The sequence below is a fragment of the Bradyrhizobium sp. JR3.5 genome, from assembly GCF_054057015.1.
Genome location: NZ_JBSRYV010000002.1, coordinates 1,781,506 through 1,806,873, shown reverse-complemented (window position 1 = coordinate 1,806,873; position 25,368 = coordinate 1,781,506). Strand labels below are relative to the sequence as shown.

Here is a 25,368-nt window from a genome sequence, read left to right as displayed (position 1 = left end):
GCCGGGGCAAGATTCCGGTAAAGTTCAAGCGATCGCGCTAATCCGGACTTTACGGGGGGACGGCATTGTGGCCCCTGCGGTTGTGTGCCGGGCGTGTCGATCGATGTGCGCGGTCCCCAATGTCTTCAAGGACGAGACGATGGCGAGCAATGGAGCACGGATCAAGGTCAGTCGCGAGCCGCGGCGCCAGCTCAACAACCGTGCGGCGTGGATCACGGTCGATGACGGCGCGACCGAGAACGCCTGCGCCGTGGTCGACATCTCGCCGGGCGGCGCCAAGATCACGACCGAGGTCGAGTTCGACGTGAGGGATCGCCTTGCGCTGACGCTGCTCGCCGATCACGCCAAGCGCTACCCTTGCGAAGTGGTCTGGCGTCGCGGCAAGACCTACGGGCTCAAATTCGTGACCGCCGACGCCGAGCCGGACGAACCGGCCGCGGAGCCCGCCGGCGCCATCTAGCGCCGCGCCTCAGCGTCCCTGCGCGCTATTGGCATTGCCGGTCGTGCTCACCGAACCGCCGGGAGCGGCCGGCGCCGCACTGAAGTTGCCGCCGGAGGACGGCGCATAGCGCTGGCCGCTCTGGGCCGGAAGCGCAGTGCCGCCAACGCCGTCCGACGAAGCAGCGCGGTCGCCCGGCCTCGGTGGCAACGGCGTGCCCCCCGTGCTCTGCGCGAGAAGCTGGGCCGGGGCGAGCGTCAGGCCGGCGGCGACGATGATGGCGAATTTGTTTCTGAACATGGGCTGGTCCGGATGGTGCGGTGAGGTTCGAGCGGTGGCGAGATCCGCCAAGCCCGCACAATTTCGTCCACAATAACGTAAGCGGTGCTGGTCTCGTTCCCAGAGGCTACGGCCAAACCGCAAAGCAAATATCCGTGTGGTGGATCCCGGCGGCGCGTTCGCTCTGTTATCCCCGATAGCGTAGCGCGTCGACCAGCAGCGCGAACGCCGGCGAGGACTGCCGGCGGCTCGGGTAATAGAGGTGATAGCCGGGAAACGGCACGCACCAGTCGTCGAGCACCTGGACCAGCTGGCCCCTGGCAAGTTGCGCCTGCACCTGATCCTCGGCGACATAGGCAAGCCCGAGCCCGGCCAACGCCGCCTTGATCCGCAGCGCGGTGCTGTTGAAGACCAGTTGTCCGTCGACGCGGACCTTGATCGCGCGTCCGCGCTTCTCGAATTCCCAGGCATAGACGCCGCCATGGGTCGGCAGGCGAATGTTGATGCAGGCGTGTTGTGTCAGGTCCTGCGGCCGCTTCGGACGGTCGCGCCGCTTGAAATAGGACGGTGCTCCGACCACGACCATGCGGAAATCCGGCGCGATCCGCACCGCGATCATGTCCTTTGCCAGCTGCTCGCCGAGGCGGACGCCGGCGTCAAAACGCTCCGCGACGATGTTGGCGAGCCCGTTGTCGACGGTCAGCTCCACTTTGATGTCGGGATAGTGCGGCAGGAAGTTTTCCAGCGCCGGCCACAGGATGGTCTCGGCTGCGTGCTCACCGGCGTTGATGCGGATGGTACCGGCCGGCTTCTCGCGCAGCGCGTTGAGGGCAGTGAGTTCGGCCTCGATCTCCTCGAAGCGCGGCCCGATGCCCTGCAGCAGCCGCTCGCCGGCCTCGGTCGGCGCCACGCTTCGCGTGGTGCGGGTCAGGAGCCGCACCCCCAGCCGTTCCTCCAGCGCGCGCATGGTGTGGCTGAGCGCCGACTGCGACACACCGAGCCGCGCCGCCGCGCGGGTGAAGCTGCGCTCGCGCGCCACCGCGAGGAAGGCGATCAGGTCATTGACGTCATGCCGCGGCATTGATGAATCCTGCTCATAAGTCCATCCCGATTTTTACGTCTAATGGGACGCCCGTGCACGCCCTAAATCCCGCAGCGGCAGGTTCCAGCCTTTGATGCGGAGAGACATCATGCAGAAGCGTAAACTCGGTAACAGCAATCTGGAGGTATCGGCGATCGGCCTGGGCTGCATGGGCCTCAGCTTCGCCTATGGCCCAGCGGTCGAGAAAGCCGCAGGCATCGCGCTGCTGCGCGGCGCCGTCGAGCGCGGCGTCACCTTCTTCGATACCGCGGAAGTCTACGGTCCCTTCGTCAACGAGGAGCTGGTCGGCGAGGCGCTGGCGCCGGTTCGCAACGACGTCGTGATCGCGACCAAGTTCGGCTTCGATATCGGCACCATGGCCGAGCGGCACCGCTCGCTGAACAGCCGGCCCGAGCACATCAAGGCGGTCGCGGACGCCTCGTTGAAGCGGCTGAACATCGATGTGATCGATCTGTTCTATCAGCATCGGGTCGATCCCGCGGTGCCGATCGAGGATGTCGCCGGCGCCGTGAAGGATCTGATCGCCGCCGGCAAGGTGCGCCATTTCGGCCTGTCGGAGGCCGGCGTGCAGACCATCCGCCGGGCGCACGCGGTGCAGAAGGTCACGGCATTGCAGAGCGAATATTCGCTGTGGGAGCGCGGTCCGGAGGCGGAGATCCTGCCGGTGCTGCAAGAGCTCGGCATCGGCTTCGTGGCGTACAGCCCGCTCGGCCGCGGTTTTCTGACGGGTGCGATCAGCGCGTCGACGACGTTCGCCAGCGACGACTTCCGCAACCTCGTGCCGCGCTTTTCGCCGGAAGCCCGCCGCGCCAATCAGGCGCTGGTCGATCAGCTCGGCCGCATCGCGGCCGGCAAGGGCGCAACGCCGGCCCAGATCGCACTGGCCTGGCTGCTGGCGCAAAAGCCGTGGATCGTGCCGATCCCGGGCACCACGAAGCTCAATCGGCTCGACGAAAACATCGGCGCCGCGCGGATCGAATTGAGCTCCGCTGATCTTGCCGACATCGGCAAGGCCGTCGCTGCCGTCGAGGTGCAGGGCGCGCGCTATCCGGAGCAATTGCTCGGGATGGTCGGACGCTGAGGACGTCGAGCCACCTGCTCAGTGTCGTCCCGGGCTTGACCCGGGACCCATAACCACAAATGGCAATTGCTGCGCGACGCTGCAGCCACAGCCCTCTTCAACAACACAACCCTGTGGTCATGGGTCGCTGCTTTCGCAGGGACGACGATTGTGGATGCAGGCCGTGCCACACATTCGATGTTGTCCTGGCGAAAGCGGAGCGCGAAGGCGTGTGCCAGCTAGCGTTCCGTCAGCTTCAGCTCGATGCGGCGGTTGCGCTTGTAGGCGTCTTCGGTCTGCGCAGTGTCGAGCGGCTGGAATTCGGCGAAGCCGGCCGCGACCAGGCGCTGCGCCGGCACGCCGAGCGAGACCAGATACTGCACCACCGAGATCGCGCGCGCCGAGGACAATTCCCAGTTCGATTTGAACAGCGGGCTGTTGATCGGCCGCACGTCGGTGTGGCCGTCGACCCGCAGCACCCAGGCGATTTCGGCGGGGATTTGCTTGTCGAGATCGATCAGCGCGTTCGCCACGGTGTCGAGCTCGGTCTTGCCTTCAGGTAGCAGCGTTGCCTGGCCGGTATCGAAGAACACTTCGGACTGGAACACGAAGCGGTCGCCGACGATGCGGATATCGGGACGGTTGCCGAGGATGGCGCGCAGCCGGCCGAAGAATTCCGAGCGGTATTTCGACAATTCCTGCACCCTTTGCGCCAGCGCGACGTTCAGGCGCGAGCCGAGATCGGCGATCCGGCTCTGCGATTCCTTGTCGCGCTTCTCGGAGGCGTCGAGCGCTTCCTCGAGCGCCGCGAGCTGGCGGCGCAGCGCGCTGATCTGCTGGTTCAGCACTTCAATCTGCGCCAGCGCGCGCGACGACACGCTCTTCTCGGACTCCAGCGCCTTGTTGAGTTCGTTGGCGCGGCCCTGCGCGTCATTGCCGGAATTGGCGAGCCCCTCATAGAGCCCCTTCATGCGGTCGCGCTCGCTCTCGGCCGAAGCGAGCCCGGCGCGCAGCTGCGACACCTGGTCGTCGAGCGTCAGCTTGGAGAGCTTCTCCAGCGACAACAGGTCGTTGAGCTGGGCGATCTTGGCGTTGAGCTGCTCCAGCGCCTTGTCCTTGCCGGTGACCTCCTGCGACAGGAAGAACTGCACGACGAGGAACACCGACAGCAGGAACACGATCGACAGCACCAGCGTCGACAGCGCGTCGACAAAGCCGGGCCAGTAGTTGAAGCCGGATTCGCTGCGGCGCGAGCGGGCGAGGGCCATTCGGTTTCCTTTTATCTGTTGCCGTCAGTCCTGCGGCGCGTGGCAGACGGCTTCGATATTGTGACCGTCGGGATCGAGGACGAAAGCGCCGTAGTAGTTTGCATGATGTGCGGCCGAATTCCGGGGCGCCCGTTGTCCCTGCCGCCGGCCTTGATCGCGTCGTCATAGAAGCGATCGACGGTGACACGATCGTTTGCCGTGAAGGCAATGTGGGCGCCGGTCTGCGGTGTAGCGCGCCGGCCGATCCAGAAGAAGGCTTTTGGACGCACGCCATAGCCTGCAAACTCGGCACCCTCGGCATACAAGCGGGTGATGCCGAGAGGACGCAAGGCCGCATCGTAGAAGGTCTTGGACCGTTCGATATCGCTGATGCCGATGGTCACGTGGTCCAGCACGTCGGCCTCCGTGGCTCAGCTCTTCTCGGGCTGGCGGGCGAGGCGCTCGAGCAGCCGCTTGATCTCGCGGTTCTGCTCGCCCTGGCCGTCGGCCCATTCGCGGATCATCTGCTGCTCGGTGCGCATATGCGCAACCAGGCCCTGGATCGCCTCGGCAAGATTGGCCATCGCGGCCGTGGTGCTGCGGCCGCCGCCGCCGGCGCCACCTTCTTCGAAGGTCGCACGCAGCCGGTCGATGGCGCCCTGCAGGTCGGCACCGCCGGCGCCGACGCCCTCGCCGGAAATGCCGCGCACGGTGGTGGCGAGCCAGTCCTCGAGGTCGGTGTAGAAGCGGTTCTGGGCCTGGCTCGATTGCAGGTCGAGGAAGCCGAGGATCAGCGAGCCGGCGAGGCCGAACAGCGAAGACGAGAACGAAATGCCCATGCCGCCGAGCGGCGCGGCGAGGCCCTCCTTCAGCGTATCGAACAGCGCGCCGGCGTCGCCGCCGACCTTGAGGCCGTCGATCACCTTGCCGACCGAGCCGACCGTCTCGATCAGGCCCCAAAAGGTGCCGAGCAGGCCGAGGAAGACCAGCAGGCCGGTCATGTAGCGCGAGATGTCGCGGGCTTCATCCAGGCGGGTTGCGATCGAATCGAGCAGATGCCGCATGGTCTGCTGCGAGATCGACATCCGCCCAGTGCGCTCGCCGCCGAGGATCGCGGCCATCGGGGCAAGCAGGGTCGGGCGGCGCTCGATCGCAAGGCCGGGATCGGCAATGCGGAAATTGTTGACCCAGGCGACCTCGGGATACAGCCGGATCACCTGGCGGAACGCCAGGATGATACCGATCAGCAGCACCGCGCCGATCAGGGCGTTCAGCCCGGGATTGGCGAAGAAGGCGGTGACGATCTGCTTGTACAGCACGACCCCGACCAGGCCGCAGAGCACCAGGAACACCAGCATCCGCACCAGGAAGATCCTGGGCGAGGACAGCTTGCTCAGTTCGATCTCCATCTCGGAGCGGGAAGGGGGCATTGCCGGGTCATCCGTTCGCGAAGGCCGCATCTGCCAGCAATATGGCACAGCGGCGGAGTGAGGAAAGCCGAATCCAAAGGCGGATGGCAGAACCTTGGGTTGAGATTGGGCGGAGTGTTGCCGCTTTGCGCGGCTTCGTCGCCGGTCTCCCGATCAACGCTCGCGCAGGCCCGCGGTCCCACGCGCAGATCGCGAGACGAGGCCGGTTTGCACGTATCGTTGGACGAGGTACGCGCGATGCGCGGTGATTCGGCCGGATCGCCGCATGATCTTGCGAGGTGCGGCATTCCTGCGCAGGCAAATGACCTGTTCCCGCTCACGCAGTCCTTAACGCATTCCCACAGCCTGCGATGGAACCCGCTCACAATGCAGTGACCCGATAAAACATGCCGCGAAATCAGGGCGATAGCGTTCTGTGACAATGAGCCGCCAAGAAACGCATTGCGTCGCAGCAACGAGATTTTATTTTCACTGCAGCAACGCGAGCGCTGTCGCCGTGACACCGCCGTTCGTTTGTTCAAACCTCTCAGGGGCGATCATCTCAATGTCTGGACTTCGCGCGCAATCGGCATGCATTGCTCTGATGCTGGCCGTGACGGCGCCACTGCTTGCTGGCTGCGACGAGCCGAATTCCGCAACCGCCGCCGTACAAGCACCCGAGCCGGACGTCAGTGTCGTCACTGTGAAGCAGCAGGCGCGCGCGATGGTGCGCGAGCTGCCGGGCCGCATCGCGCCGACCCGCGTGTCCGAGGTGCGCCCGCGCGTCTCGGGCATCGTCGTCAACCGCATGTTCCATCAGGGCAGCGAGGTGAAGGTCGGCGATCCCCTGTACCAGATCGATCCGCGCCCGTTCGAGGTCGAATTGCAGTCGACCGAGGCGGCGCTGGCGCGCGCCAAGGCGGTGCTCGAGCAGACCTCGCTGCAGGCCCGCCGTATCGCCACCCTCACCAACCAGCGCGCCACCTCGGAGGCCGAGAACGAGAAGGCGATCGCCAACCTGAAGCAGGCCGAAGCCGACGTGCAGGGTCGCGAGGCCGACGTCGCGCGTGCCAGGCTCAATCTGGATTACGCCACCATTCGCGCGCCGATCGACGGCATCATCGGTGCTGCTGTCATCAGCGAAGGCGCGCTCGTCGTGCAGAACGACGCCGCGAGCCTTGCGACCATCCAGCAGCTCGATCCGATCTATGCCGACTTCCAGCAGTCGGTCACCGAGATGAACCAGCTGCGTCGCGCCTTCGAGAGCGGCGATCTCGACCGCATCGAGGCCGACGCGATGAAGGTGCGTCTCGTGCTCGACGACGGCTCGATCTATCCGGTGCCGGGCAAGCTGTTGTTCTCCGACGCCAAGGTCGACGCCCATACCGGACAGGTCACCCTGCGCGGCGAGTTCCCGAATCCGAAGCGCGTCCTGCTGCCAGGCATGTATGTCCGCGTGCAGATCGAGCAGGGCATCGACAGCGATGCGATCGCCGTGCCGCAGCAGGCGATCCAGCGCAATGGCGGCGGCGGCAGCGAGGTGTTCGTCGTCAAGGACGACAATCACGTCGCGGTGCAGCCGGTGCGCACCGGCTCGCTGCAGGGCGGCTCCTGGTTCGTGACCGAAGGCCTCAAGGCCGGCGACAAGGTCGTCGTCGAGGGCTTCCAGAAATTCGCCGCCGGCGACAAGGTTCGGCCGCTGGCCTGGCGTGAGATCGACGCTGCTGCGGCATCGGATTCGCAGCAGACCGCGCACGCGGTGCGGTGATCCGACATGCCCAGCTTCTTCATCGACAGGCCGATCTTCGCCTGGGTCGTCGCGCTGTTCATCTGTCTGGTCGGCGCGATCTCGATTCCGCTGCTCGCGGTTGCGCAGTATCCGATCATCGCGCGGCGCCCTCGATCTCGATCTCGACGAGCTATCCCGGCGCATCGCCTGAAAACCTCTACAACAGCGTCACGCGGCTGATCGAGGAGGAGCTCAACGGCGCCGCCAACATCCTGAACTTCGAATCGACCTCCGACTCGCTCGGCCAGGTCGAGATCATCGCCAACTTCAAGCCGGGCACCGACACCAGCCAGGCCTCGGTCGAGGTGCAGAACCGCCTCAAGCGCGTCGAGGCGCGGTTGCCGCGCGCCGTGATTCAGCAGGGCATCCTGGTCGAGGAAGCCTCCTCCGCCGTGCTGCAGATCATCACGCTGAACTCGACCGACGGCTCGCTGGATGAAGTGGGCCTCGGCGACTTCATGATCCGCAACGTGCTGGGCGAGGTGCGCCGCATCCCCGGCGTCGGCCGCGCCACGCTGTATTCGACCGAGCGCAGCCTGCGCATCTGGATCGATCCGGCCAAGCTGGTCGGTTATGGCCTGTCCGCCGACGACGTCAACAAGGCGATCACGGCGCAGAACGCCCAGGTCGCCTCCGGCAGCATCGGCGCCGAGCCGAGCACCGACACGCAGAAGATCTCCGCGCAGGTGCTGGTGAAGGGCCAGCTCTCATCGCCCGACGAGTTCGGTGCGATCATCCTGCGCGCGAACCCCGACGGCTCGACGGTCCGCCTGCGCGACGTCGCGCGGATCGAGATCGGCGGCCTCAGCTACCAGTTCAACACCCGTCTCGACGGCAAGCCGACCGCCGGACTCTCGGTGCTGCTGTCGCCGAAGGGCAATGCGCTGGCGACCGCGAGCGCGGTCGAAGCCAAGATGAAAGAGCTGTCGCGCTTCTTCCCGGCCAATATCTCCTACGAAATTCCCTACAACATCACGCCCGTCGTGAAGGCCTCGATCGAGAAGGTCCTGATGACGCTGGTCGAGGCGGTGGTGCTGGTGTTCATCGTGATGTTCTTATTTCTACAGAACATCCGCTACACCATCATTCCGACCATCGTGGTTCCGGTGGCGTTGCTGGGCGCCTGCGCCACGCTGATGATCGCGGGCTTCTCGATCAACATGCTGACCATGTTCGGCATGGTGCTGGCGGTCGGCATCCTGGTCGACGACGCCATCGTCGTGGTTGAGAACGTCGAGCGCATCATGGCCGAAGAGGGCCTGCCGCCGAAGGAAGCCACCAAGAAGGCGATGTCGCAGATATCAGGCGCCATCATCGGCATCACGCTGGTGCTGATGGCCGTGTTCGTGCCGATGGCGTTCTTCCCCGGCTCGGTCGGCATCATCTACCGCCAGTTCTCGGTCACCATGGTGGCGGCGATCGCGTTCTCGGCGCTGCTCGCGCTGTCGCTGACGCCGGCGCTGTGCGCGACGCTGCTCAAGCCGGTCGAGAAGGGCCACGGCCATGCCCGCAAGGGCGTGTTCGGCGCCTTCAATCGCGTGCTCGAGTCCAGCCGTGCCGGCTATGTCCGCACGGTGCAGGCCGGGCTGAAGCGCACCGGCCGCCTGATGCTGATTTATCTCGTGTTGTTCGTAGGCGTCGCCTACGGCTTCGTGCGGCTGCCCGGCGGCTTCCTGCCGGTCGACGACCAGGGCTTCATCACGACCGACGTGCAGACGCCGTCTGAGTCGTCCTATGCGCGCACCGAAGCTGCGGTCGAGCAGGTCGAGAAGTACCTGAAGGATCGCGCCGGCATCGAGAACGTCACGTTCCTCACCGGCTTCAGCTTCCTCGGCCAGGGCATGAACACCGCACAGGCCTTCATCACGCTGAAGGATTGGTCGGAGCGCGGCGCGAAGGATTCGGCTGCCGCCATCGTCGCCGATATCAACCGCGACCTGTCGTCGACGATCCGCGATGCCAGGATCTCGGCGCTGCAGCCGCCGCCGATCGACAACCTCGGCAACTCCTCGGGCTTCTCGTTCCGCCTGCAGGACCGTGGCCAGAAGGGCTATGCCGCGCTGATCGCAGCAAGCGACCGCCTGATTGCCGAGGCCAATGCCAGTCCCGTGTTGCAGAAGGTCTATGTCGAAGGCCTGCCGCCGGCGCCGCAGGTCAATCTGATGATCGACCGTGAGAAGGCGGGCGCGTTCGGCCTCACCTTCGAGGACATCAACAATACCATTTCGACCAATCTCGGCTCGAACTACATCAACGACTTCCCGAACCGCGGGCGCATGCAGCGCGTCATCGTGCAGGCCGACAAGACCAGCCGCATGAACGCGGACGACATCCTCAATTACAACGTCAAGAACAGCCGTGGTCAGCTGGTGCCGTTCTCGGCCTTTGCCACCATCGAATGGTCGAAGGGGCCCACTCAAATCGCGGGCTTCAACTACTATCCGGCGGTGCGCATCTCCGGCGAGGCGAAGCCGGGCTTCACTTCGGGTGATGCGATCGCGGAGATGGAGCGGCTCGCCGACAAGCTGCCGCGCGGATTCGGCTACGAGTGGACCGGCCAGTCGCTGCAGGAGAAGCTGTCGGGCTCGCAGGCGCCGTTCCTGCTCGCACTCTCGGTGCTGGTGGTATTCCTCCTGCTCGCCGCGCTCTATGAGAGCTGGACCATTCCGCTCGCGGTGCTGCTCACGATTCCGCTCGGCATTCTCGGCGCGGTGGTGGCCGCGACGCTACGCGGGCTGTCGAACGACGTCTATTTCACGGTCGGCCTGATCACCATCATCGGCCTGGCCGCCAAGGACGCGATCCTGATCATCGAGTTCGCCAAGGACCTGCGCGCGCAGGGCAAGCCGCTGGTCGAGGCGACCATCGAGGCGTGTAGCTTGCGCTTTCGCCCGATCCTGATGACCGGTCTCGCCTTCGTCTGCGGCGTGCTGCCGATGGCGATCGCCACCGGCGCCGGCGGCGCCAGCCAGCAGGCGCTCGGCACCTCGGTGATGGGCGGCATGATCGCCGTCGTGGTCCTCGCGCTGCTCTTGGTGCCGGTGTTCTTCGTTAGCGTGCAGCGCGTGCTGGCGGGAGATCGCGAGAAGGCGCCGGAGCAGGGTGAGGTGTATGGCCCTCCGGCACCGGCGAGGATCGGTCACTGATGTTCGCGACCGGTCCGGATCAGATCAGCGGCTTGCTTTCGCAGGCCGACCAATTCAGATTGCATCTCTGGATTGAACGGGGAGCGTACAGGCAACCCGCGGATTGAGGACATGTGATGCGGCCGACCGATATTGCGATCTCGAATTATCGCTCCATTCGGCGGCTCCACATGCCCATTCAACCGCTGTCGGTCTTCGTCGGCGAAAACGGCGTCGGCAAATCCAATCTCTACAAGTCCCTGTCGTTGCTGCGCGACGCGGCGACCGGCCGGATCACGCGCACGATCGCCGACGAGGGTGGATTGAACTCGGTCTGCTGGTTCGGCATCCGCAGGCGGGGTGAAGATGGGCGGTTGCGGTTGGAGGTCAGATTCGATCACGTCAACTACGCGATCGAGCTCGGACATCCGGGCCCGCTTGAGGCGGCATTTCCCGGCGAGCCGATGATCAAGTCCGAACGCATCGAGGCGATCCACGGCAAGCGAAAAGTCCTGATGATGGAGCGGACCAATTCGCACGTCAGCGTCCGCGGCGAGAGCGGCGCCTGGAGCGAGCACAAGGATGCGGTGCTGCCGTCGGAAACCGCGCTCGCGGATTTCCTCGACGGCAGGGCGTGCCCCGAAATCGACCTGATCCGAAACGCGCTGCAGAGCTGGCGCTTCTATCACGATTTCCGGACCGATCCGGCGTCGCCGATCCGAAAGCCTTGCCTGGCGATCACGACGCCGTCGCTGAGCGCCGATGGCAGCGATCTGGCTGCTGCCCTGGCAACGCTCAGCGCGATCAGGCAAGATGCGGTCGACCTGCAGGATGCGATCGAGGACGCGTTCCCGGGCGCCGAGCTCCGGGCATGGGCGGAAAACGGGCGGTGCGAGTTTGAGCTGCAGCAAGCGGACGTGCCGCGTCCGTTCAAGGCGCACGAACTATCCGACGGGACGCTGAAATATATCTGCCTGCTCGCCGTGTTCATGGGCTATCGGCTGCCGCCGTTCATCGCGCTGAACGAGCCCGAGACCAGCCTGCATCCATCGCTGCTGGCGCCATTGGCCAGGTTGATCGCCAAGGCGTCGCGCCGCGCCGACATCTGGATCGTGACCCATTCAGAGCCTCTGATGGAGGCGTTGCGGAGCGAGAGCTCGGTCCCGCTGCGCCGGGTGATCAAGGCGAAGGGCGCCACCATCATCGAGGGCCTGACGCTCGGCGGTGAATTTCGCGATGAAGACGACGAGGATGACGACGACGATTAGATCGCGCCGTCGCGCTATTGCCCGAGCGGCTTGAGGATCTTGATCAGCTCGCCGTGCACGAACTCGTTGCCGCAGACGACGTGGCCGGTCTGCAGCGGGTCGTCACTGCCCTGGATGCCGGAGACGGTGCCGCCGGCTTCACGGACCATCAGCAGGCCGGCCGCGACGTCCCAGGCTTGCAGATTGCGCTCCCAATAGCCGTCGAGCCGGCCGGCGGCGACGAAGGCGAGGTCGAGCGAGGCAGCGCCGAAGCGGCGGAAGCCCGCGACCTTGTTCTGCAGCGCGGCCATCTCCTGCAGCGCCAGCTGGTGATTGCCGCGGCCGATATGCGGCAGGCCGCAGGCGACCACGCATTCGTTGAGCTGGCGGCGGCCGGCGACGCGCAGCCGCTGGTCGTTGAGGAACGCGCCCTTGCCGCGTTCGGCTATGTAGAGCTCGTCATTGGCGGGATTGTAGATCACGCCCGCGATGATCGTGTCTTCGCGCTGGAGCCCGATCGAGATCGCGAATTGCGGGATACCGTGCAGGAAGTTGGTGGTGCCGTCCAAGGGATCGACGATCCAGGTGTGGCTCTTGTCCGAGCCTTCGCGCTTGCCGCCTTCCTCGCCGAGGAACCCGTAGCCGGGCCGGGCCTTTTCGAGGTCGGTATAGAGCATCTCCTCGGCGCGCTTGTCGGCGAGCGAGACGAAGTTCGCCGGCCCCTTCAGCGACACCTGGAGGTGTTCGATCTCGCCGAGGTCGCGCTTGAGGCTGCGGCCGGCGCGGCGCGCGGCCTTGACCATGACATTGATGAGGGCGGAGTAGAGCATGATGAACGGTTTCTTTGCGATTGTGCTGGAGGACCGGCCCAAGCGTGGTCCCGTCATCCTGAGGAGCGCGGAACGCGCGTCTCGAAGGATGAACGGCCACCAGCCGGGCTGTTCATCCTTCGAGGCTCGCTCCGCTCGCACCTCAGGATGACGGGGCGGGAGGGGCACTGCCTTGGATTGCCGGACTGGGTGCCCTCTGGAGGCCGCCCCGTCAAGGCGTCATTTGACGTTGTTTCCGATCCATTTTCGCGCGGCTGCCTCGCCCTTGGCGCGGTCTTCCGGGCTCATATCGGCAAGGATGTCGTCGAGATCGGGGTCACCCTTGCCGGCCGTCTTGGCGACCGTGTGCCATTTCAGCGCCTCGACCTTGTCCACCGGGGCACCTGCGCCGGTCGCCAGCACGTGGGCGAGGCGGTTTTGCGCGATCGCGCTGTTCTGCCGGGCCGCCTTGCGCAGCAGCGCCACCGCCGCCGGTACGTTCCGCGGCGTGCCGGCGCCGTTGTAGAGCGCGATGGCATATTCGACCTCGGCATCGACGTTGTCGGCCAGCGAGGCGGCCTGCAGCAGCCGCGCCGCCTTTTCGAGGTCCTTCGGCACGCCGGTGCCTTCCTTGTAGAAGGTCGCCAGCGCGTATTGCGCCTCGGGGCTGCCGGCGTCCGCGGCCATCCGCAACAGCTCGGCGGAGCGCCTGAGGTCCTGCGGCAGGGTCTGGCCGTCGAGATAGAGCAGCGCGAGATTGTAGGCCGCCTTGGGTTCGCCGAGCTTGGCCGACGAAGCCAGGAGCTTGACCGCGGAATCCTTGTCCACCGCGCCGCCGCGGCCCGCGATTCGCATCATGGCGAGCGCGAACATCGCCTCACGGTCGCCGGCATCGGATGCGCGCTTGTACCAGTCGTCCGCCTTGACGTAGTCGCGCTTGACGCCGAGCCCGTTGGCATAGAGCTCGCCCAGCATCGTCATTGCCTTGGCATCGTTGTTGTTCTGGGCGCGCGCCATCGCGAGGTCGAAGGCGGTCTTGTACATGCCGCGCTGATAGGCGCCGTAGACGAGGTCGACATTGGGATCGTCCGGCGTCGGGGTCGGCGAGGGCGTCGGGGTGGCCGTAGGCGTGGCGGCGGGCTTCGGCGCGGGCTTCTTCGCGGCGGGCGCATGCACCTTCGGCTTCTCTTTCGGCGCCTCCTTCTTCGCGGGCGGCGGCGTCTGTGCCGGCGGCGTGATCGAGAGCTGCGCCATCGCGCCGCTCGCCAGCATCGTGCAGCCGAGCGCAACACCTATCGGACGCAGACGGTTCATTCCGGCGTCATCCCTCGGCCTTGGCTTGGCCCAACGTGCCGGCATGCGCCTGCGCAATCGCTGTGTCGATCTCGGCGAGTGCGGCCTTGGCGCCGCGCGGATCGGACCAGATGAAATCTCCGACCAGCACGAAATCCGCGCCGGCCGCGGCAAATGCCTCGGCCTCCTCGCGCGAGGTCGCAAAGCCGACGCAGGGCGGCTCGAACAATTCGTCCCACCATTGCAGCCGCTCGGCGATCGCCTCAAGCGAGGGCCGCTGCCCCTTGGTGTCGGGCTCGCCGAACAGCACATAATCGGCACCGGCTTCGCCTGCGGCCATGGAATCGTGGCGCGTCGCGAGGCCGCCGACGCCTGCGATGCGGTCGGGCTTCAGCGAGGGCATCGCCTCTTCCATTGCGGCGAGGCCGGTCAGATGCGCGCCGTCGGCGCCGGCGCGGGCCACGATGTCGGGATGGCCGTCGATCAGCAGTGCCGCGCCCGCGTTCTGGATCGCAGGCGCCAGCGCCTTGATGGTGGAGATCATGCTGCGCGGATCGGTCTCGCGCAGCCGCACCAGAACGGCCGCGATGTCGGCCGCGGCAAGCAGGTCGGCAAGCTCGGCCGCAAGCCGTGCGGGCTCGTCGACCGGCGGGGTTGCCAGATAGAGGCGCGGCGCCGGCCGCGGCGGAACGGGCTTGGTGGCCAACTATGCCGCCTGTTTTTCGAGGCCGGCTTCCCAATTGCCGGTGCTCGCCAGCCCGTTCATCCGGGCGCGATGCGAGAAGGCGCGCTGGCCGGCCGGGACGTTGTCAGGCTTGCCGGACCACGCCTTCTGCGGCGCCGCCTGCAGAGCACGGCCATAGGAGAAGGTCAGCCGCCAGGGCAGGTGGCCGATCTTGTTCATGGCGTCGAGATGCGCGGTCGCCTCCTCGTCGCTCTGTCCGCCGGAGAGGAAGGCGATGCCCGGCACCGCGGCCGGCACGCAGCTCTTGAGCAGGCGGATGGTCTTCTCGGCGACTTCCTGCACCGACGCCTGCTTCGGGCATTTCTTGCCCGAGATCACCATGTTAGGCTTCAGGATCATGCCTTCCAGCGCAACACGCTGCACCCGCAATTCCTGGAAGGTGCGATTCAGCACGCGCTGCGTCACCTCATAGCAGCGGTCGATGTCGTGATCGCCGTCCATCAGCACCTCAGGCTCGACGATCGGGACGATCTGCGCGGCCTGGCACAGCGCCGCGTAGCGCGCCAGCGCGTGCGCATTGACGCGGACCGCGGTCTGGGTCGGGATTCGCGGCCCGATATCGATCACGGCGCGCCACTTCGCAAAGCGCGCACCGCGCTCGTAATATTTCTTCAAGCGCTCCGCGAGCTTGTCGAGGCCGACGGTGACGAGTTCGCCCGGGCAGTTCGGCAGCGCCTGGGTGCCTTCGTCGACCTTGATGCCGGGGATCGCGCCGGCCTGCTCGATCAGCTTGACCAGCGGCGTGCCGTCCTTGGCATTCTGCCAGATCGTCTCGTCGTAGAGGATGACGCCCGAAATGTACTTGCTCATCGCCTCCTGCGAGCGGAACAGCATCTCGCGATAGTCGCGGCGACTGTCTTCGGTCGAATCGACCTTGATGGCGTCGAAGCGCTTCTTGATGGTGCCGGAGGATTCGTCTGCGGCGAGGATGCCCTTGCCCTGGGTGACCATGGCAAGCGCAACTTTGTTGAGGTCAGCGAGGTTCATCGGGGGCGTCCTCCGGAGCCATTGCCTTTGCAAACCAAAATAGGCGGTTCTCGGGCAAATGCCTAGAAAACGTTCGTCGCGGCCGATGTTTGTCGCAGCCGGCGATCAAGCCCCGGGACACCGTTTCCAACTGCGTCAGAACCGGTGTCCCGCCTTAATGATTCAGGCGAGAAGTTGTCAGGCGATCTCTCAGCCTTGTCAGGCGACCTTGGGATCGAGCGCGCCCGAAGCGTAGCGCTTGGCCATTTCCGCCGTGGTCAGCACCTTCTTGATCTTGCTGGCCTGGCCCGCGGTGTTGAACTCCTGCAGGCGCTGCTTGCACAGCTTGGTCATCGCCTCCATCGCGGGCTTCAGGTATTTGCGCGGATCGAACTCTTCCGGATTGTCCTTGAGCACCTTGCGGATCTGGCCGGTCATCGCCATCCGGTTGTCGGTGTCGATGTTGATCTTGCGCACGCCGTTCTTGATGCCGCGCTGGATCTCGGCGACCGGCACGCCCCAGGTCGGCTTCATCTTGCCGCCATTGGCGTTGATGATCTCCTGCAGCTCCTGCGGCACCGACGAGGAGCCGTGCATCACGAGATGCGTGTTCGGCAGCTTGCGATGGATTTCCTCGATCACGTTCATGGCGAGGATGTCGCCGTCGGGCTTGCGGGTGAATTTGTAGGCGCCGTGCGAGGTGCCCATCGCGATCGCCAGCGCATCGACCTTGGTTTCCTTGACGAACTTCACGGCCTCGTCCGGATTGGTCAGAAGCTGGTCATGCGACAGCTTGCCCTCGGCACCGTGGCCGTCTTCCTTGTCGCCCATGCCGGTCTCGAGCGAGCCGAGCACGCCGAGCTCGCCTTCCACCGAGATGCCGCCGAGATGGGCCATGCCGGTCACGGTCCTGGTGACGCCGACATTGTAGTCCCAGTCGCCCGGCGTCTTGCCGTCAGCCTTCAGCGAGCCGTCCATCATGACCGAGGTGAAGCCGGCCTGGATCGCGGTCATGCAGGTGGCGGGCTCGTTGCCGTGGTCGAGATGCACGCAGACCGGGATCTGCGGGTAGATCTCGGTGACGGCGTCCATCATGTGCTTGAGCATGACGTCGTTGGCGTAGGACCGCGCACCGCGCGAGGCCTGGATGATGACGGGCGCGTCGACCTCGGAGGCCGCGGCCATGATCGCCAGCGCCTGCTCCATGTTGTTGATGTTGAAGGCAGGTACGCCGTAATCATGCTCGGCCGCGTGATCGAGCAGTTGCCGCAATGTTATGCGAGCCATTCCATTTCTCCCTGTAAAGCGCGTTCGCGGATTTGAGGCGCGATGAGATTAGGTTGAATCGTCATCGCGCTTTAGCTCTTTGTTTGAGCATGGTCTTTTCGGAAAACCGCTTCACACTTTTCCGGATCATGCTCTGGATCAACCGTTTTTCAACACTTCGACGCCCGGCAGCGGCTTGCCTTCCATCCATTCAAGAAACGCGCCGCCCGCGGTCGAGACGTAGGAAAAATCGCCGGCCACGCCCGCCTGGTTGAGCGCCGCGACGGTATCGCCGCCGCCGGCGACCGAGATCAGCTTCCTGGCCCGGGTGCGCTCGGCGGCATGCTTGGCCGACACCACGGTGCCGCGGTCGAACGGCGTCAGCTCGAAGGCGCCGAGCGGTCCGTTCCAGACCAGCGTCGCGGCATCGTCGATCGCGGCATGGATCCGCGCGATCGATTGCGGGCCGACGTCGAGGATCATGCCGTCGGCCGGGATCGCGTCGAGGCCGTAGGCGTGCGACGGTGCATTGGCGGCGAACTGGTTGGCGACGACCGCATCGACGGGCAGAATGATCGCGCAATTGGCGGCATTGGCCTTCTCCATGATCCGCAGCGCGGTCGCGGCGAGGTCCTTTTCGGCGAGCGACTTGCCGACGGCGATGCCCTGCGCGTGCAGGAAGGTGTTGGCCATGCCGCCGCCGATCACCAGCGCGTCGACCTTGTTCACGAGGTTTTCCAGCAGATCGATCTTGGTCGAGACCTTGGCGCCGCCGATGATCGCGATCACGGGCTTGGTCGGTGCTTCCAGCGCCTTGCCGAGCGCGTCGAGCTCGGCCTGCATGGTGCGGCCGGCATAGGCCGGCAGCTTGTGGCCGAGCCCTTCGGTCGAGGCGTGGGCGCGATGCGCGGCGGAGAAGGCGTCGTTGACCCAGATGTCGCCGAGCTTGGCCAGTTCAGCGACGAAGCCGGCGTCATTCTTTTCCTCTTCCTTGTGGAAGCGGGTGTTCTCCAGGCAGAGGATGTCGCCGTCCTTGAGGGCCGCAACCGCCTTGGCCGCGGGCTCGCCGATGCAATCCTCGGCGAAGCCGACCGGGCGCTTGATCACCTTCGACAGCGCCTCGGCGACCGGCTTCAGCGACTCCTTGGGATCGCGTCCCTTGGGCCGGCCGAAATGGGCGAGCAAGATCACCTTGCCGCCCTTATCGGAAATTTCGGTGATGGTGGGAGCAACGCGCTCGAGCCGCGTGGCGTCGGTGACGCGGCCGCCTTCCATGGGGACGTTGAGGTCGACGCGCAGCAGCACGCGCTTGCCCTTCACGTTGACGTCGTCGAGGGTGCGGAACGATTTGGTCATGGGCGTTTCCTGTGCGGCCGGACACAGCCATCCAGCGGACGGCGTCGCTTTCGCTTGCCGATGTCGCGGCCGTTGAGGTCGCGAATGCGGGGGCAAACACGCAGATGCCCGGCGCTCGGCCGGGCATCACGAACAGTCGAATTTAGATCAGCTTGCCGATCGCGACGGCGGTGTCCGCCATGCGGTTCGAGAAGCCCCACTCATTGTCGTACCAGGCCATCACGCGCACCAGCGTGCCGTTCTGCACCTTGGTCTGGTCCATGTGGAAGGTGGCCGAGTGTGGATCGTGGTTGAAGTCGATCGAGACGTTCGGCGCGGTGGTGAAACCGAGGATACCCTTGAGCTGCTGCTCGGAGGCGCGCTTCATCGCCTCGTTGATTTCCTTGGCGTCGGTGGAGCGCTTGGCGACGATCTTCAGATCGATCACCGAAACGTTCGGGGTCGGCACGCGGATCGAGACACCGTCGAGCTTGCCCTTCAGTTCCGGCAGCACCAGGCCGATGGCTTTCGCGGCACCGGTCGAGGTCGGGATCATCGACATCGCCGCGGCGCGACCGCGATAGAGATCCTTGTGCAGGGTGTCGAGCGTCGGCTGGTCGCCGGTATAGGCGTGGATCGTGGTCATGAAGCCGGTCTCGATGCCGACCGTCTCGTTCAACACCTTGGCAACCGGCGCGAGGCAGTTGGTGGTGCAGGAGCCGTTGGAGACGACGAGCTGATCCTTGTTCAGCGTGTCATGGTTGACGCCGTAGACGATGGTGGCGTCAGCGCCATCGGCCGGGGCGGAGACCAGCACGCGCTTGGCGCCGGCGGCGAGGTGCGCCGAGGCCTTGTCCTTGGCGGTGAAGATGCCGGTGCATTCCAGCGCGATGTCGACGCCGAGGGCCTTCCACGGCAGCTTGGAGGGATCGCGCTCGGCCGAGACCTTGATCTTGTTGTCGCCGACGCTGATCGAGTCGCCGTCGACGGTCACGGTGCCCGGAAAGCGGCCGTGCACGGAATCGAAGCGCAGCAGGTGCGCGTTGGTCTCGACCGGGCCGAGGTCGTTGATGCCGACCACCTCGATGTCCTTGCGGCCGGACTCGGCGATGGCGCGCAACACATTGCGGCCGATACGCCCAAACCCGTTGATCGCGACGCGGATTGCCATGCTGTGTCTCCTCTAAAAGCTACTGCCGGCCCCGCGGGAGGTGTCCCACGAGGGTTTTACGGCGGAACGCCCGGTTCAGCCGGACGCGAGCGGAAAAGATGGAGCTTTGGTAATCCTTTTTCGCGGCAAGCTCAACCTTCGACCGGTGTGGGTGTCAGGCCAGCGTCAGACGCGCTTCAGGGCAGCGTTAACGACGGCCTCCGCAGTAATGCCGAAATGCGGGAAAAGGTCCTTCGCCGGGGCGCTGGCGCCGAAACCGTGCATGCCGACGAATTCGCCATCGCGGCCGATCACGGCATCCCAGCCCCAGCGCACCGCAGCCTCGATCGCGATCTTGACCGGAGCGTTGCCGATGACGGCATTTTGCCGCTCGGCGGGCTGCGCCAGCAGCAATTCCAGCGACGGGACCGAGACGACCCGCGTCGCGATGCCGCGCCCGGCGAGCTGCTTCTGCGCCTCGACCGCGATCTGGACCTCGGAACCGGAGGCGAACAATGACACTTTTGCGTCACCCTGCGCCGCGACCAGCTCGTAGGCGCCGTGGCTGCACGGGTTGTCGTTCGGCGCCGTGGTGCGGAGCTGCGGCAGGTTCTGGCGGGTCAGCGCCAGTACGGTCGGCCCGTCGATCCGGTTGAGCGCGAGTTCCCAGCCACTCGGCGGTCTCGACCGCGTCGCAGGGACGGAACACGCGCATGTTGGGCATCGCGCGCAACGCGGAAAGGTGCTCGACCGGCTGGTGCGTCGGGCCGTCCTCGCCAAGACCGATCGAATCATGGGTCATCACATAGACCACGCCGGTGCCCATCAGCGCCGACAGTCGCATCGCGCCGCGCGCATAGTCGGTGAACACCAGGAAGGTGGCGCCGTTCGGCGCGAAGCCGCCATGCAGGAAAATGCCGTTGAGGCACGCCGCCATGCCGTGCTCGCGGATGCCGTAATGGATGAAGCGGCCCTTCGGCGTCTTGGCGGCAAACGCTGTCGCCGACTTCGCCTTGTTGTTGTTGGAGCCGGTGAGGTCGGCGGAGCCGGCCACGAATTCCATCGGCATTGCGGCGGCGATCACTTCGATCGCGGCTTCCGACGATTTGCGGGTGGCGACGTTGAGCGGATTTTCCAACAGGCCCTTCTTGAAGGCGCGCAGCCCCTTGGCGAGCGACTGCGGCCGCTCGTGACGCAGGCGGCGCTCGAACTCGGCGCGCTTGCGGTTGCCGAGCTGCGCGAACTGCTCGTCCCAGGCCTTGTGCTCGGCGGCGCCGCGGGCACCCGCCTCACGCCAGGCCTTCAGCACGTCGTCGGGCACCGAGAACGGCTCGAGCGAAATGCCGAGCTTCTCCTTGGCACCCTTGAGCTCAGCGGCGCCGAGCGCCTCGCCATGCGCCTTGGCGGTGCCGGCCCTGGTCGGCGCGCCGAAGCCGATCGTGGTCTTGCACGCGATCATCGAAGGCTTGCTGGATTTCTGAGCGCGGGTGATCGCAGCGGCAATCGCCTGCGGATCATGGCCGTCGATCAATTCGGCGGCCCAGCCCGCGGACTTGAAGCGCTTCACCTGGTCGACGGAATCGGAGATCGAGGTCGGACCGTCGATCGAGATGCCGTTGTCGTCGTACAGCACGATCATCTTGTTGAGGCGCCAGTGACCGGCCAGCGCGATTGCTTCCTGCGAGATGCCTTCCATCAGGTCGCCGTCGGAGGCGAGCACATAGGTATGATGGTTGACGATCTTCTTGCCGAACTCCGCAGCGAGCATCTTCTCGGCGAGCGCCATGCCGACCGCGGTCGCAATGCCCTGGCCGAGCGGGCCGGTGGTGGTCTCGATGCCCTTGGTGTGGAAATTCTCCGGGTGTCCCGGCGTCAGCGATCCGAGCTGGCGGAAATGCTTGAGCTGGTCGAGCGTCATGTCCTTGTTGCCGGTGAGGTACAGCAAGGCATAGAGCAGCATCGAGCCGTGGCCGGCCGAGAGCACGAAGCGGTCGCGATCGGGCCATGCCGTGTCGGCCGCATCGAATTTCAGAAATTTGGTGAACAGGACGGTCGCGATGTCGGCAGCGCCCATCGGCAGGCCGGGATGGCCGGAATTCGCCTTCTCGACGGCGTCCATGGCAAGGCCACGGATCGCATTGGCCATACGGGTGTGATCGACCTGCGTCATGATGAAAAGTCCGCCTGAAATGAGGAGCTGATTGCTGGACGGATCGGGGCGGGCAGCCGCGATACGCGCGTGGATGGCCTTACGGGTTGGAGGGTGGATTAGCACCTCAATTCCGCAAGTCCAAGGCGATGAAACGCCCCAAAACGGGGAAAAGTTGCTCAAAATGGCCCAATTTCATTGAACGGTGCATAGTTTGGCGCCGCCGTTGCGCTCGGCTCGCTTGCCACGTAAATTTCGTCCGCTAACCGCTTGCCGAACCGCCAGTTTTGCCGTGCGGCAGGCCTGTTTCCACCGGGGGCTACCCCAGCTAGCCGATTTGAAGGGTCCACACCGCGTGTCATGAGTGATCGTCTCGCCAACGGCTCTGGCAATACCGAGGCACCGCTCGCCGATATCGATGCTGCGACAAGGCGGCTGATGGCAGCGCTCGATGCGCTGGAGAGCTCGGTGGAGCGGCGCCGCGAGGCCGACCGCGACGAAAACGAATTGGCAAGCCGGATCCAGGCGCTCGGCGCCGATCGCTCCCGGCTTGCCGACGAGCTCGACGGATCGCTGGTGAAGACGCGCAAGCTCGAGCGCGTCAATCGCGACATCGCGGAAAAGCTCGACGCGGCGATCGGCACCATTCGCGCCGTGCTCGAGGGCGGAGAGGGCAGATGAGCCACATCAACGTCACCATCAATGGCCGGCAATACCGGATGGCCTGCGAGGAGGGCCAGGAGGTGCGGCTCCTGAAGCTCGCGGAAAATCTCCAGCAGCGCGTCGAATCGCTGCGCGGCAAGTTCGGCGAGATCGGCGATGCGCGGCTCACCGTGATGGCGGCGCTCACCGCCTGTGACGAGCTGGTCGATGCGGGCGCACGGATCCGCAGCCTCGAGGAAGAGGTCGAGCAGCTGCGCAATGCCCGCGTCGCCGCCACCGACCGCGCCCGTGCGACCCAGACCGCGGTCTCCAATGCGCTCAACGCCGCCGCCGAGCGGATCGAGCGCACCACGCAGGTGCTCAACCGCACCATCGGCGGCGGCATCGCGATCGGGTGATCTTGCTTCACCTTGCTCTTGTGGGCAGGCCATCGCAGATGGCTGCGGCCACGACATGTCAAGTTGCCGTGTCGAATGCCGGCAAGCCGCCGGCTCCTTTGCATGGGGTTGTTTTCGATGTTTTGGCAGCGCGCCCCTGCGCAGGGTGAGGAAGATCATACGAGAGCTTGGACGGCGTCTTCCTTACCGCTGGCGGATTGGATCAACGATAGCTAGATTAGCCCTCGCGAAGCTGCGTCGTGCGTCAGGAGCCATATATCCCCGGGGCCTTATCGATCCTTTAGGGAACTGTCCCTGGCCGGGTCCGTGGACCCGGACATATGGTGCCCACCTACTTTCGTAGGGAACTCCGGGATCGAGCGCTCCAACGGCCTCTGCGGCTTCGCACTGAATTTTTGCTGTTGCCTTGTCGTCGCGCTGCGGCGGTTCGATTGTGATGCAGTTTCCCCGCAATGGGTCTCGTCATCGGCTCGCCCGCTGGCAGGGTCCTCGCGGGGTGTCCAGTGCGCCGCGGCCTGGTCAAACGAATGCTAGCGTTTCTGAGTGCCGGCTCGTTCGCGTTTTGCGGACGATGACAGCGGAAGATGGATCATGCACGCATCTCCATCGAAGGCCGAGCTTCGGGCACTTGCTCTCGCCAAGCGCGACGCGCTGAGCGACGAGCAGCGCGCGGCCGCTGCCGAAGCGCTCGCCAAGCGCGGCGCGCCGTTCGAGATCACGCAAGGCATGATCGTCTCGGGCTATGCGCCGATCCGCAGCGAACTCGATCCGGTGCCGCTGATGAAGAAGCTAGCCGAAAAGGGTGCGCGGCTTGCGCTGCCCTGCATCAATGCGCGCGGCCAGTCGCTGACCTTCCGCAGCTGGTCGCCGCAGGACCGTCTGATGCTCGGGCCGCTCGGCATTCCCGAGCCGTCGCCGGCCGCCGCCGAGGTGCATCCCGACGTCATGCTGGTGCCGCTCGCGGCATTCGATAAGCTCGGCCACCGCATCGGCTACGGCGCCGGCTATTACGACTATACCTTTGCGCACCTGCGCAAGGCCAAGCATGTGATCGGGGTCGGGATCGCATTTGCCGCACAGGAAACCAAGGCTATACCGGCGCTGTCGCACGACGTTCCGCTCGATTATGTGCTAACGGAGCGCAAGACGTTCGATTTCCGGAGTAGCTAGCCTTGCGTATTCTGTTCGTTGGTGACGTCGTCGGCAGGACCGGCCGCACCGCCATATCAGACCATCTTCCCGGCATGATCAGGGACTGGTCGCTCGATCTCGTCGTCGTCAATGGCGAGAACGCCGCCGGCGGCTTCGGCATCACCGAGGCGATCTATCAGGAGCTGCTCGATGCCGGCGCCGATGCGATCACGCTCGGCAACCACGCCTGGAATCAGAAGGAGGCGCTGGTCTTCATCGAGCGTGCGCCGCGCCTGATCCGGCCGCTGAACTTCCCGCGCCATTCGCCCGGCCGCGGCGCCACGCTGGTCGACACCAAGAGCGGCAAGCGCGCGCTGATCATCAACGCGATCGGCCGCGTCTTCATGGAGCCGTCCTCGAACGATCCGTTCAGCGCGATCGAGCGCGAGCTCGAGGCCTGCCCGTTGCGCGAGGGCGCCGACGCCATCGTGGTCGATTTTCATGCCGAGGCCACCAGCGAGAAGCAGGGCGTCGGTTTCTTCTGCGACGGCCGCGTCAGCCTCGTGGTCGGGACCCACACCCATGTGCCGACCGCCGACCATCAGGTGCTGCCCGGCGGCACCGCCTATATGAGCGATGCCGGCATGACCGGCGACTATGATTCGGTGATCGGCATGCAGAAGGAGGAGCCGCTGCAGCGTTTCCTCACCGGCATTCCCTCCGGACGTTTCGAGCCGGCCGGAGGCGTTGCGACGCTGAGCGGCGTCGCGATCGAGACCGACGATGCGACCGGGCTTGCGGTGAAGGTCGCGCCGGTGCGCGCCGGCGGGCGCGACTCGAGCCCGCGGTGCCGGGGTTCTGGACCTGAATTATATTGCGGATTGATGATCACGATATGAGTGTCTCGGCGGAGTGGCTGAAGGGACTTATCGAGACCGAGCTTGCAACAATTGATCATGAGGCCACCGTGGCCTTCATCAGACAGCGTTTAGTCGAACCGCATGTTGTCATGAGGGACTGGGACTATGGCTCGTCCGCGCAGCAATATCCGTGCTGGACAACATTCGAGGACCGCAGCTGGGATTTGGCGTTGGCCTATTGCAATGAAGGCCACGGTCCTCAAAGACCATGGGGAATGGTGTCGATAAGCGAAAGTGGGCCGCTCGCATCAATAGGAATGGACACAAGTTGGCATCCTGGCTTCGTTGCCGCGTTTCTCGACAGTGGGGTCGCATCAGAATTGCCGATATGGCGTGTCTATCGACAAAATGATGATCTGACCTTCACGCCCCTTACGTCGTCTGCTGAATGGAAGACGGCGTGGGAGAACCGGGATCATTTTGCAGAACATTCTAAGGAAAACCGATACTACGTGTTGGACGCCCTGCGAGATCCAAATCAGTGGTGGTTGGCGCCCTAATTCGAAGGCTACCGAGGATCAAGAAGGGCTGAGACGGATAGCTCGCTGACCTTTGATTTCGGCCGGCGGACGGCTCGAGCCCGCAGTGCCGGGGTTCTGAGTGAAGTGAGTTTCAGTGCTCGCTAGCTGCAGATTTTTTCATCATTGCGAGCGAAGCGAAGCAATCCATCTTACCACAGGCGGCGGCATGGATTGCTTCGTCGCTGTAGCTCCTCGCGATGACGGGGATGGGGCCGCGGATTTCACGACTGCCCGGGACGAGGAGTGTTGCACTATTTCGGAATAATGGAAAAATACTTCTGAGTTGCCCGACGTGTCAAGTGCAGCGTCGAGCGCCGAGAGCCGC

Annotated in this window: 19 protein-coding genes, 1 other RNA gene and 4 pseudogenes; 11 read left to right on the top strand and 13 right to left on the bottom strand. The window is 65.1% G+C overall.

The genetic code is table 11. The annotated features are described in order from the left end of the window. Positions 1 to 139 precede the first annotated feature (139 nt). Positions 140 to 460, top strand: coding sequence for a PilZ domain-containing protein (locus ACVWW1_RS25455; protein ID WP_456657832.1), 321 nt, complete (start codon positions 140 to 142; stop codon positions 458 to 460). Between the two features lie 9 nt (positions 461 to 469). Here ACVWW1_RS25455 and ACVWW1_RS25450 read toward each other — a convergent pair whose 3' ends face one another. Both ACVWW1_RS25450 and ACVWW1_RS25445 read right to left on the bottom strand, forming a co-directional pair. Continuing rightward, positions 470 to 739: a hypothetical protein gene (locus ACVWW1_RS25450; protein ID WP_207833110.1), complete on the bottom strand. Its 270-nt coding sequence runs from the start codon at positions 737 to 739 to the stop codon at positions 470 to 472. A gap of 166 nt (positions 740 to 905) precedes the next feature. Next, positions 906 to 1,799: a LysR family transcriptional regulator gene (locus ACVWW1_RS25445; protein ID WP_456657831.1), complete on the bottom strand. Its 894-nt coding sequence runs from the start codon at positions 1,797 to 1,799 to the stop codon at positions 906 to 908. A 109-nt stretch (positions 1,800 to 1,908) separates the two neighbouring features. On the opposite strand from ACVWW1_RS25445, the gene ACVWW1_RS25440 reads away from it, so the two are divergent. Beyond that, positions 1,909 to 2,901 carry an aldo/keto reductase gene (locus tag ACVWW1_RS25440; RefSeq protein ID WP_456657830.1) on the top strand — a complete coding sequence of 331 codons (993 nt, stop codon included), beginning with the start codon at positions 1,909 to 1,911 and terminating at the stop codon, positions 2,899 to 2,901. Between the two features lie 218 nt (positions 2,902 to 3,119). Here the strand turns inward: ACVWW1_RS25440 and ACVWW1_RS25435 are convergent, their stop codons facing one another. The 3 genes and pseudogenes from ACVWW1_RS25435 to ACVWW1_RS25425 form a co-directional block, all read right to left on the bottom strand. Beyond that, complete coding sequence (locus ACVWW1_RS25435) at positions 3,120 to 4,148, bottom strand: peptidoglycan -binding protein (RefSeq protein WP_207833107.1); 1,029 nt, start codon at positions 4,146 to 4,148, stop codon at positions 3,120 to 3,122. 24 nt (positions 4,149 to 4,172) lie between these two features. Next, positions 4,173 to 4,543 (bottom strand): annotated as a pseudogene (locus tag ACVWW1_RS25430) (VOC family protein). A gap of 15 nt (positions 4,544 to 4,558) precedes the next feature. Next, entirely contained in the window at positions 4,559 to 5,557 is a 999-nt protein-coding gene (locus tag ACVWW1_RS25425) for a flagellar motor protein MotA (RefSeq protein ID WP_092123620.1), read from the bottom strand. Positions 5,558 to 6,101: 544 nt separating this feature from the next. Between ACVWW1_RS25425 and ACVWW1_RS25420 the strand changes: the two genes are divergently transcribed. The 3 genes and pseudogenes from ACVWW1_RS25420 to ACVWW1_RS25410 all read left to right on the top strand — a co-directional run bounded on the left by ACVWW1_RS25420 (position 6,102) and on the right by ACVWW1_RS25410 (position 11,718). After that, positions 6,102 to 7,304, top strand: a complete 1,203-nt coding sequence (locus ACVWW1_RS25420; protein WP_456657829.1) for an efflux RND transporter periplasmic adaptor subunit — start codon at positions 6,102 to 6,104, stop codon at positions 7,302 to 7,304. Between the two features lie 6 nt (positions 7,305 to 7,310). After that, positions 7,311 to 10,471: pseudogene (locus ACVWW1_RS25415) on the top strand (multidrug efflux RND transporter permease subunit). Between the two features lie 116 nt (positions 10,472 to 10,587). Beyond that, complete coding sequence (locus ACVWW1_RS25410; RefSeq protein WP_456657828.1) at positions 10,588 to 11,718, top strand: AAA family ATPase; 1,131 nt, start codon at positions 10,588 to 10,590, stop codon at positions 11,716 to 11,718. 14 nt (positions 11,719 to 11,732) lie between these two features. On the opposite strand, the gene ACVWW1_RS25405 is transcribed toward ACVWW1_RS25410, so the two are convergent. The 8 genes and pseudogenes from ACVWW1_RS25405 to tkt all read right to left on the bottom strand — a co-directional run bounded on the left by ACVWW1_RS25405 (position 11,733) and on the right by tkt (position 21,431). Next, complete coding sequence (locus ACVWW1_RS25405) at positions 11,733 to 12,527, bottom strand: inositol monophosphatase family protein (RefSeq protein ID WP_173638789.1); 795 nt, start codon at positions 12,525 to 12,527, stop codon at positions 11,733 to 11,735. Between the two features lie 219 nt (positions 12,528 to 12,746). Then, positions 12,747 to 13,820 carry a tetratricopeptide repeat protein gene (locus ACVWW1_RS25400; protein WP_456657827.1) on the bottom strand — a complete coding sequence of 358 codons (1,074 nt, stop codon included), beginning with the start codon at positions 13,818 to 13,820 and terminating at the stop codon, positions 12,747 to 12,749. Positions 13,821 to 13,827: 7 nt separating this feature from the next. After that, the gene (locus ACVWW1_RS25395; RefSeq protein ID WP_456657826.1) at positions 13,828 to 14,505 is read right to left on the bottom strand and encodes a thiamine phosphate synthase; all 678 of its coding nucleotides are present in this window, start codon (positions 14,503 to 14,505) and stop codon (positions 13,828 to 13,830) included. Then, complete coding sequence (locus tag ACVWW1_RS25390) at positions 14,506 to 15,531, bottom strand: class I fructose-bisphosphate aldolase (RefSeq protein ID WP_456657825.1); 1,026 nt, start codon at positions 15,529 to 15,531, stop codon at positions 14,506 to 14,508. It lies immediately after the preceding gene. Positions 15,532 to 15,729: 198 nt separating this feature from the next. Beyond that, positions 15,730 to 16,797 carry a class II fructose-bisphosphate aldolase gene (fba, locus tag ACVWW1_RS25385; RefSeq protein WP_207833091.1) on the bottom strand — a complete coding sequence of 356 codons (1,068 nt, stop codon included), beginning with the start codon at positions 16,795 to 16,797 and terminating at the stop codon, positions 15,730 to 15,732. A gap of 138 nt (positions 16,798 to 16,935) precedes the next feature. Continuing rightward, positions 16,936 to 18,132 (bottom strand): phosphoglycerate kinase, encoded by a 1,197-nt coding sequence (locus ACVWW1_RS25380; RefSeq protein ID WP_456657824.1) that lies wholly within the window; start codon positions 18,130 to 18,132, stop codon positions 16,936 to 16,938. Between the two features lie 142 nt (positions 18,133 to 18,274). Further along, entirely contained in the window at positions 18,275 to 19,282 is a 1,008-nt protein-coding gene (gene gap, locus ACVWW1_RS25375) for a type I glyceraldehyde-3-phosphate dehydrogenase (protein WP_456657823.1), read from the bottom strand. A 165-nt stretch (positions 19,283 to 19,447) separates the two neighbouring features. Further along, positions 19,448 to 21,431 (bottom strand): annotated as a pseudogene (tkt, locus tag ACVWW1_RS25370) (transketolase). 339 nt (positions 21,432 to 21,770) lie between these two features. On the opposite strand from tkt, the gene ACVWW1_RS25365 reads away from it, so the two are divergent. From ACVWW1_RS25365 to ACVWW1_RS25340, 6 genes and pseudogenes are all read left to right on the top strand, one after another. Next, on the top strand, positions 21,771 to 22,091 hold the full coding sequence (locus ACVWW1_RS25365) for a DUF4164 domain-containing protein (protein ID WP_092123643.1): 321 nt from the start codon (positions 21,771 to 21,773) through the stop codon (positions 22,089 to 22,091). Continuing rightward, a complete protein-coding gene (locus ACVWW1_RS25360; RefSeq protein ID WP_342724566.1) occupies positions 22,088 to 22,471 on the top strand; it encodes a cell division protein ZapA in 384 nt (127 codons plus the stop codon). Before ACVWW1_RS25365 ends, ACVWW1_RS25360 begins: the two co-directional genes overlap by 4 nt. A 226-nt stretch (positions 22,472 to 22,697) precedes the next feature. Then, positions 22,698 to 22,858, top strand: a non-coding RNA gene (gene ssrS, locus ACVWW1_RS25355) — 6S RNA. A 204-nt stretch (positions 22,859 to 23,062) separates the two neighbouring features. Then, positions 23,063 to 23,641 carry a 5-formyltetrahydrofolate cyclo-ligase gene (locus ACVWW1_RS25350; RefSeq protein WP_456657822.1) on the top strand — a complete coding sequence of 193 codons (579 nt, stop codon included), beginning with the start codon at positions 23,063 to 23,065 and terminating at the stop codon, positions 23,639 to 23,641. Positions 23,642 to 23,643: 2 nt separating this feature from the next. Continuing rightward, positions 23,644 to 24,470, top strand: a pseudogene (locus tag ACVWW1_RS25345) (TIGR00282 family metallophosphoesterase). Positions 24,471 to 24,497: 27 nt separating this feature from the next. Continuing rightward, the gene (locus ACVWW1_RS25340) at positions 24,498 to 25,022 is read left to right on the top strand and encodes a hypothetical protein (protein WP_456657821.1); all 525 of its coding nucleotides are present in this window, start codon (positions 24,498 to 24,500) and stop codon (positions 25,020 to 25,022) included. Positions 25,023 to 25,368 lie beyond the last annotated feature (346 nt).

Coding starts and splice junctions, on each gene's coding strand:
- ACVWW1_RS25450 (WP_207833110.1), bottom strand. CDS start 739: ATGTTCAGAAACAAATTCGCCATCATCGTCGCCGCCGGCCTGACGCTC.
- ACVWW1_RS25410 (WP_456657828.1), top strand. CDS start 10,588: ATGCGGCCGACCGATATTGCGATCTCGAATTATCGCTCCATTCGGCGG.
- ACVWW1_RS25405 (WP_173638789.1), bottom strand. CDS start 12,527: ATGCTCTACTCCGCCCTCATCAATGTCATGGTCAAGGCCGCGCGCCGC.
- gap (WP_456657823.1), bottom strand. CDS start 19,282: ATGGCAATCCGCGTCGCGATCAACGGGTTTGGGCGTATCGGCCGCAAT.
- ACVWW1_RS25440 (WP_456657830.1), top strand. CDS start 1,909: ATGCAGAAGCGTAAACTCGGTAACAGCAATCTGGAGGTATCGGCGATC.
- ACVWW1_RS25340 (WP_456657821.1), top strand. CDS start 24,498: ATGAGTGTCTCGGCGGAGTGGCTGAAGGGACTTATCGAGACCGAGCTT.
- ACVWW1_RS25365 (WP_092123643.1), top strand. CDS start 21,771: ATGAGTGATCGTCTCGCCAACGGCTCTGGCAATACCGAGGCACCGCTC.
- ACVWW1_RS25420 (WP_456657829.1), top strand. CDS start 6,102: ATGTCTGGACTTCGCGCGCAATCGGCATGCATTGCTCTGATGCTGGCC.
- ACVWW1_RS25445 (WP_456657831.1), bottom strand. CDS start 1,799: ATGCCGCGGCATGACGTCAATGACCTGATCGCCTTCCTCGCGGTGGCG.
- ACVWW1_RS25390 (WP_456657825.1), bottom strand. CDS start 15,531: ATGAACCTCGCTGACCTCAACAAAGTTGCGCTTGCCATGGTCACCCAG.
- fba (WP_207833091.1), bottom strand. CDS start 16,797: ATGGCTCGCATAACATTGCGGCAACTGCTCGATCACGCGGCCGAGCAT.
- ACVWW1_RS25400 (WP_456657827.1), bottom strand. CDS start 13,820: ATGAACCGTCTGCGTCCGATAGGTGTTGCGCTCGGCTGCACGATGCTG.
- ACVWW1_RS25425 (WP_092123620.1), bottom strand. CDS start 5,557: ATGCCCCCTTCCCGCTCCGAGATGGAGATCGAACTGAGCAAGCTGTCC.
- ACVWW1_RS25435 (WP_207833107.1), bottom strand. CDS start 4,148: ATGGCCCTCGCCCGCTCGCGCCGCAGCGAATCCGGCTTCAACTACTGG.
- ACVWW1_RS25360 (WP_342724566.1), top strand. CDS start 22,088: ATGAGCCACATCAACGTCACCATCAATGGCCGGCAATACCGGATGGCC.
- ACVWW1_RS25350 (WP_456657822.1), top strand. CDS start 23,063: ATGCACGCATCTCCATCGAAGGCCGAGCTTCGGGCACTTGCTCTCGCC.
- ACVWW1_RS25380 (WP_456657824.1), bottom strand. CDS start 18,132: ATGACCAAATCGTTCCGCACCCTCGACGACGTCAACGTGAAGGGCAAG.
- ACVWW1_RS25455 (WP_456657832.1), top strand. CDS start 140: ATGGCGAGCAATGGAGCACGGATCAAGGTCAGTCGCGAGCCGCGGCGC.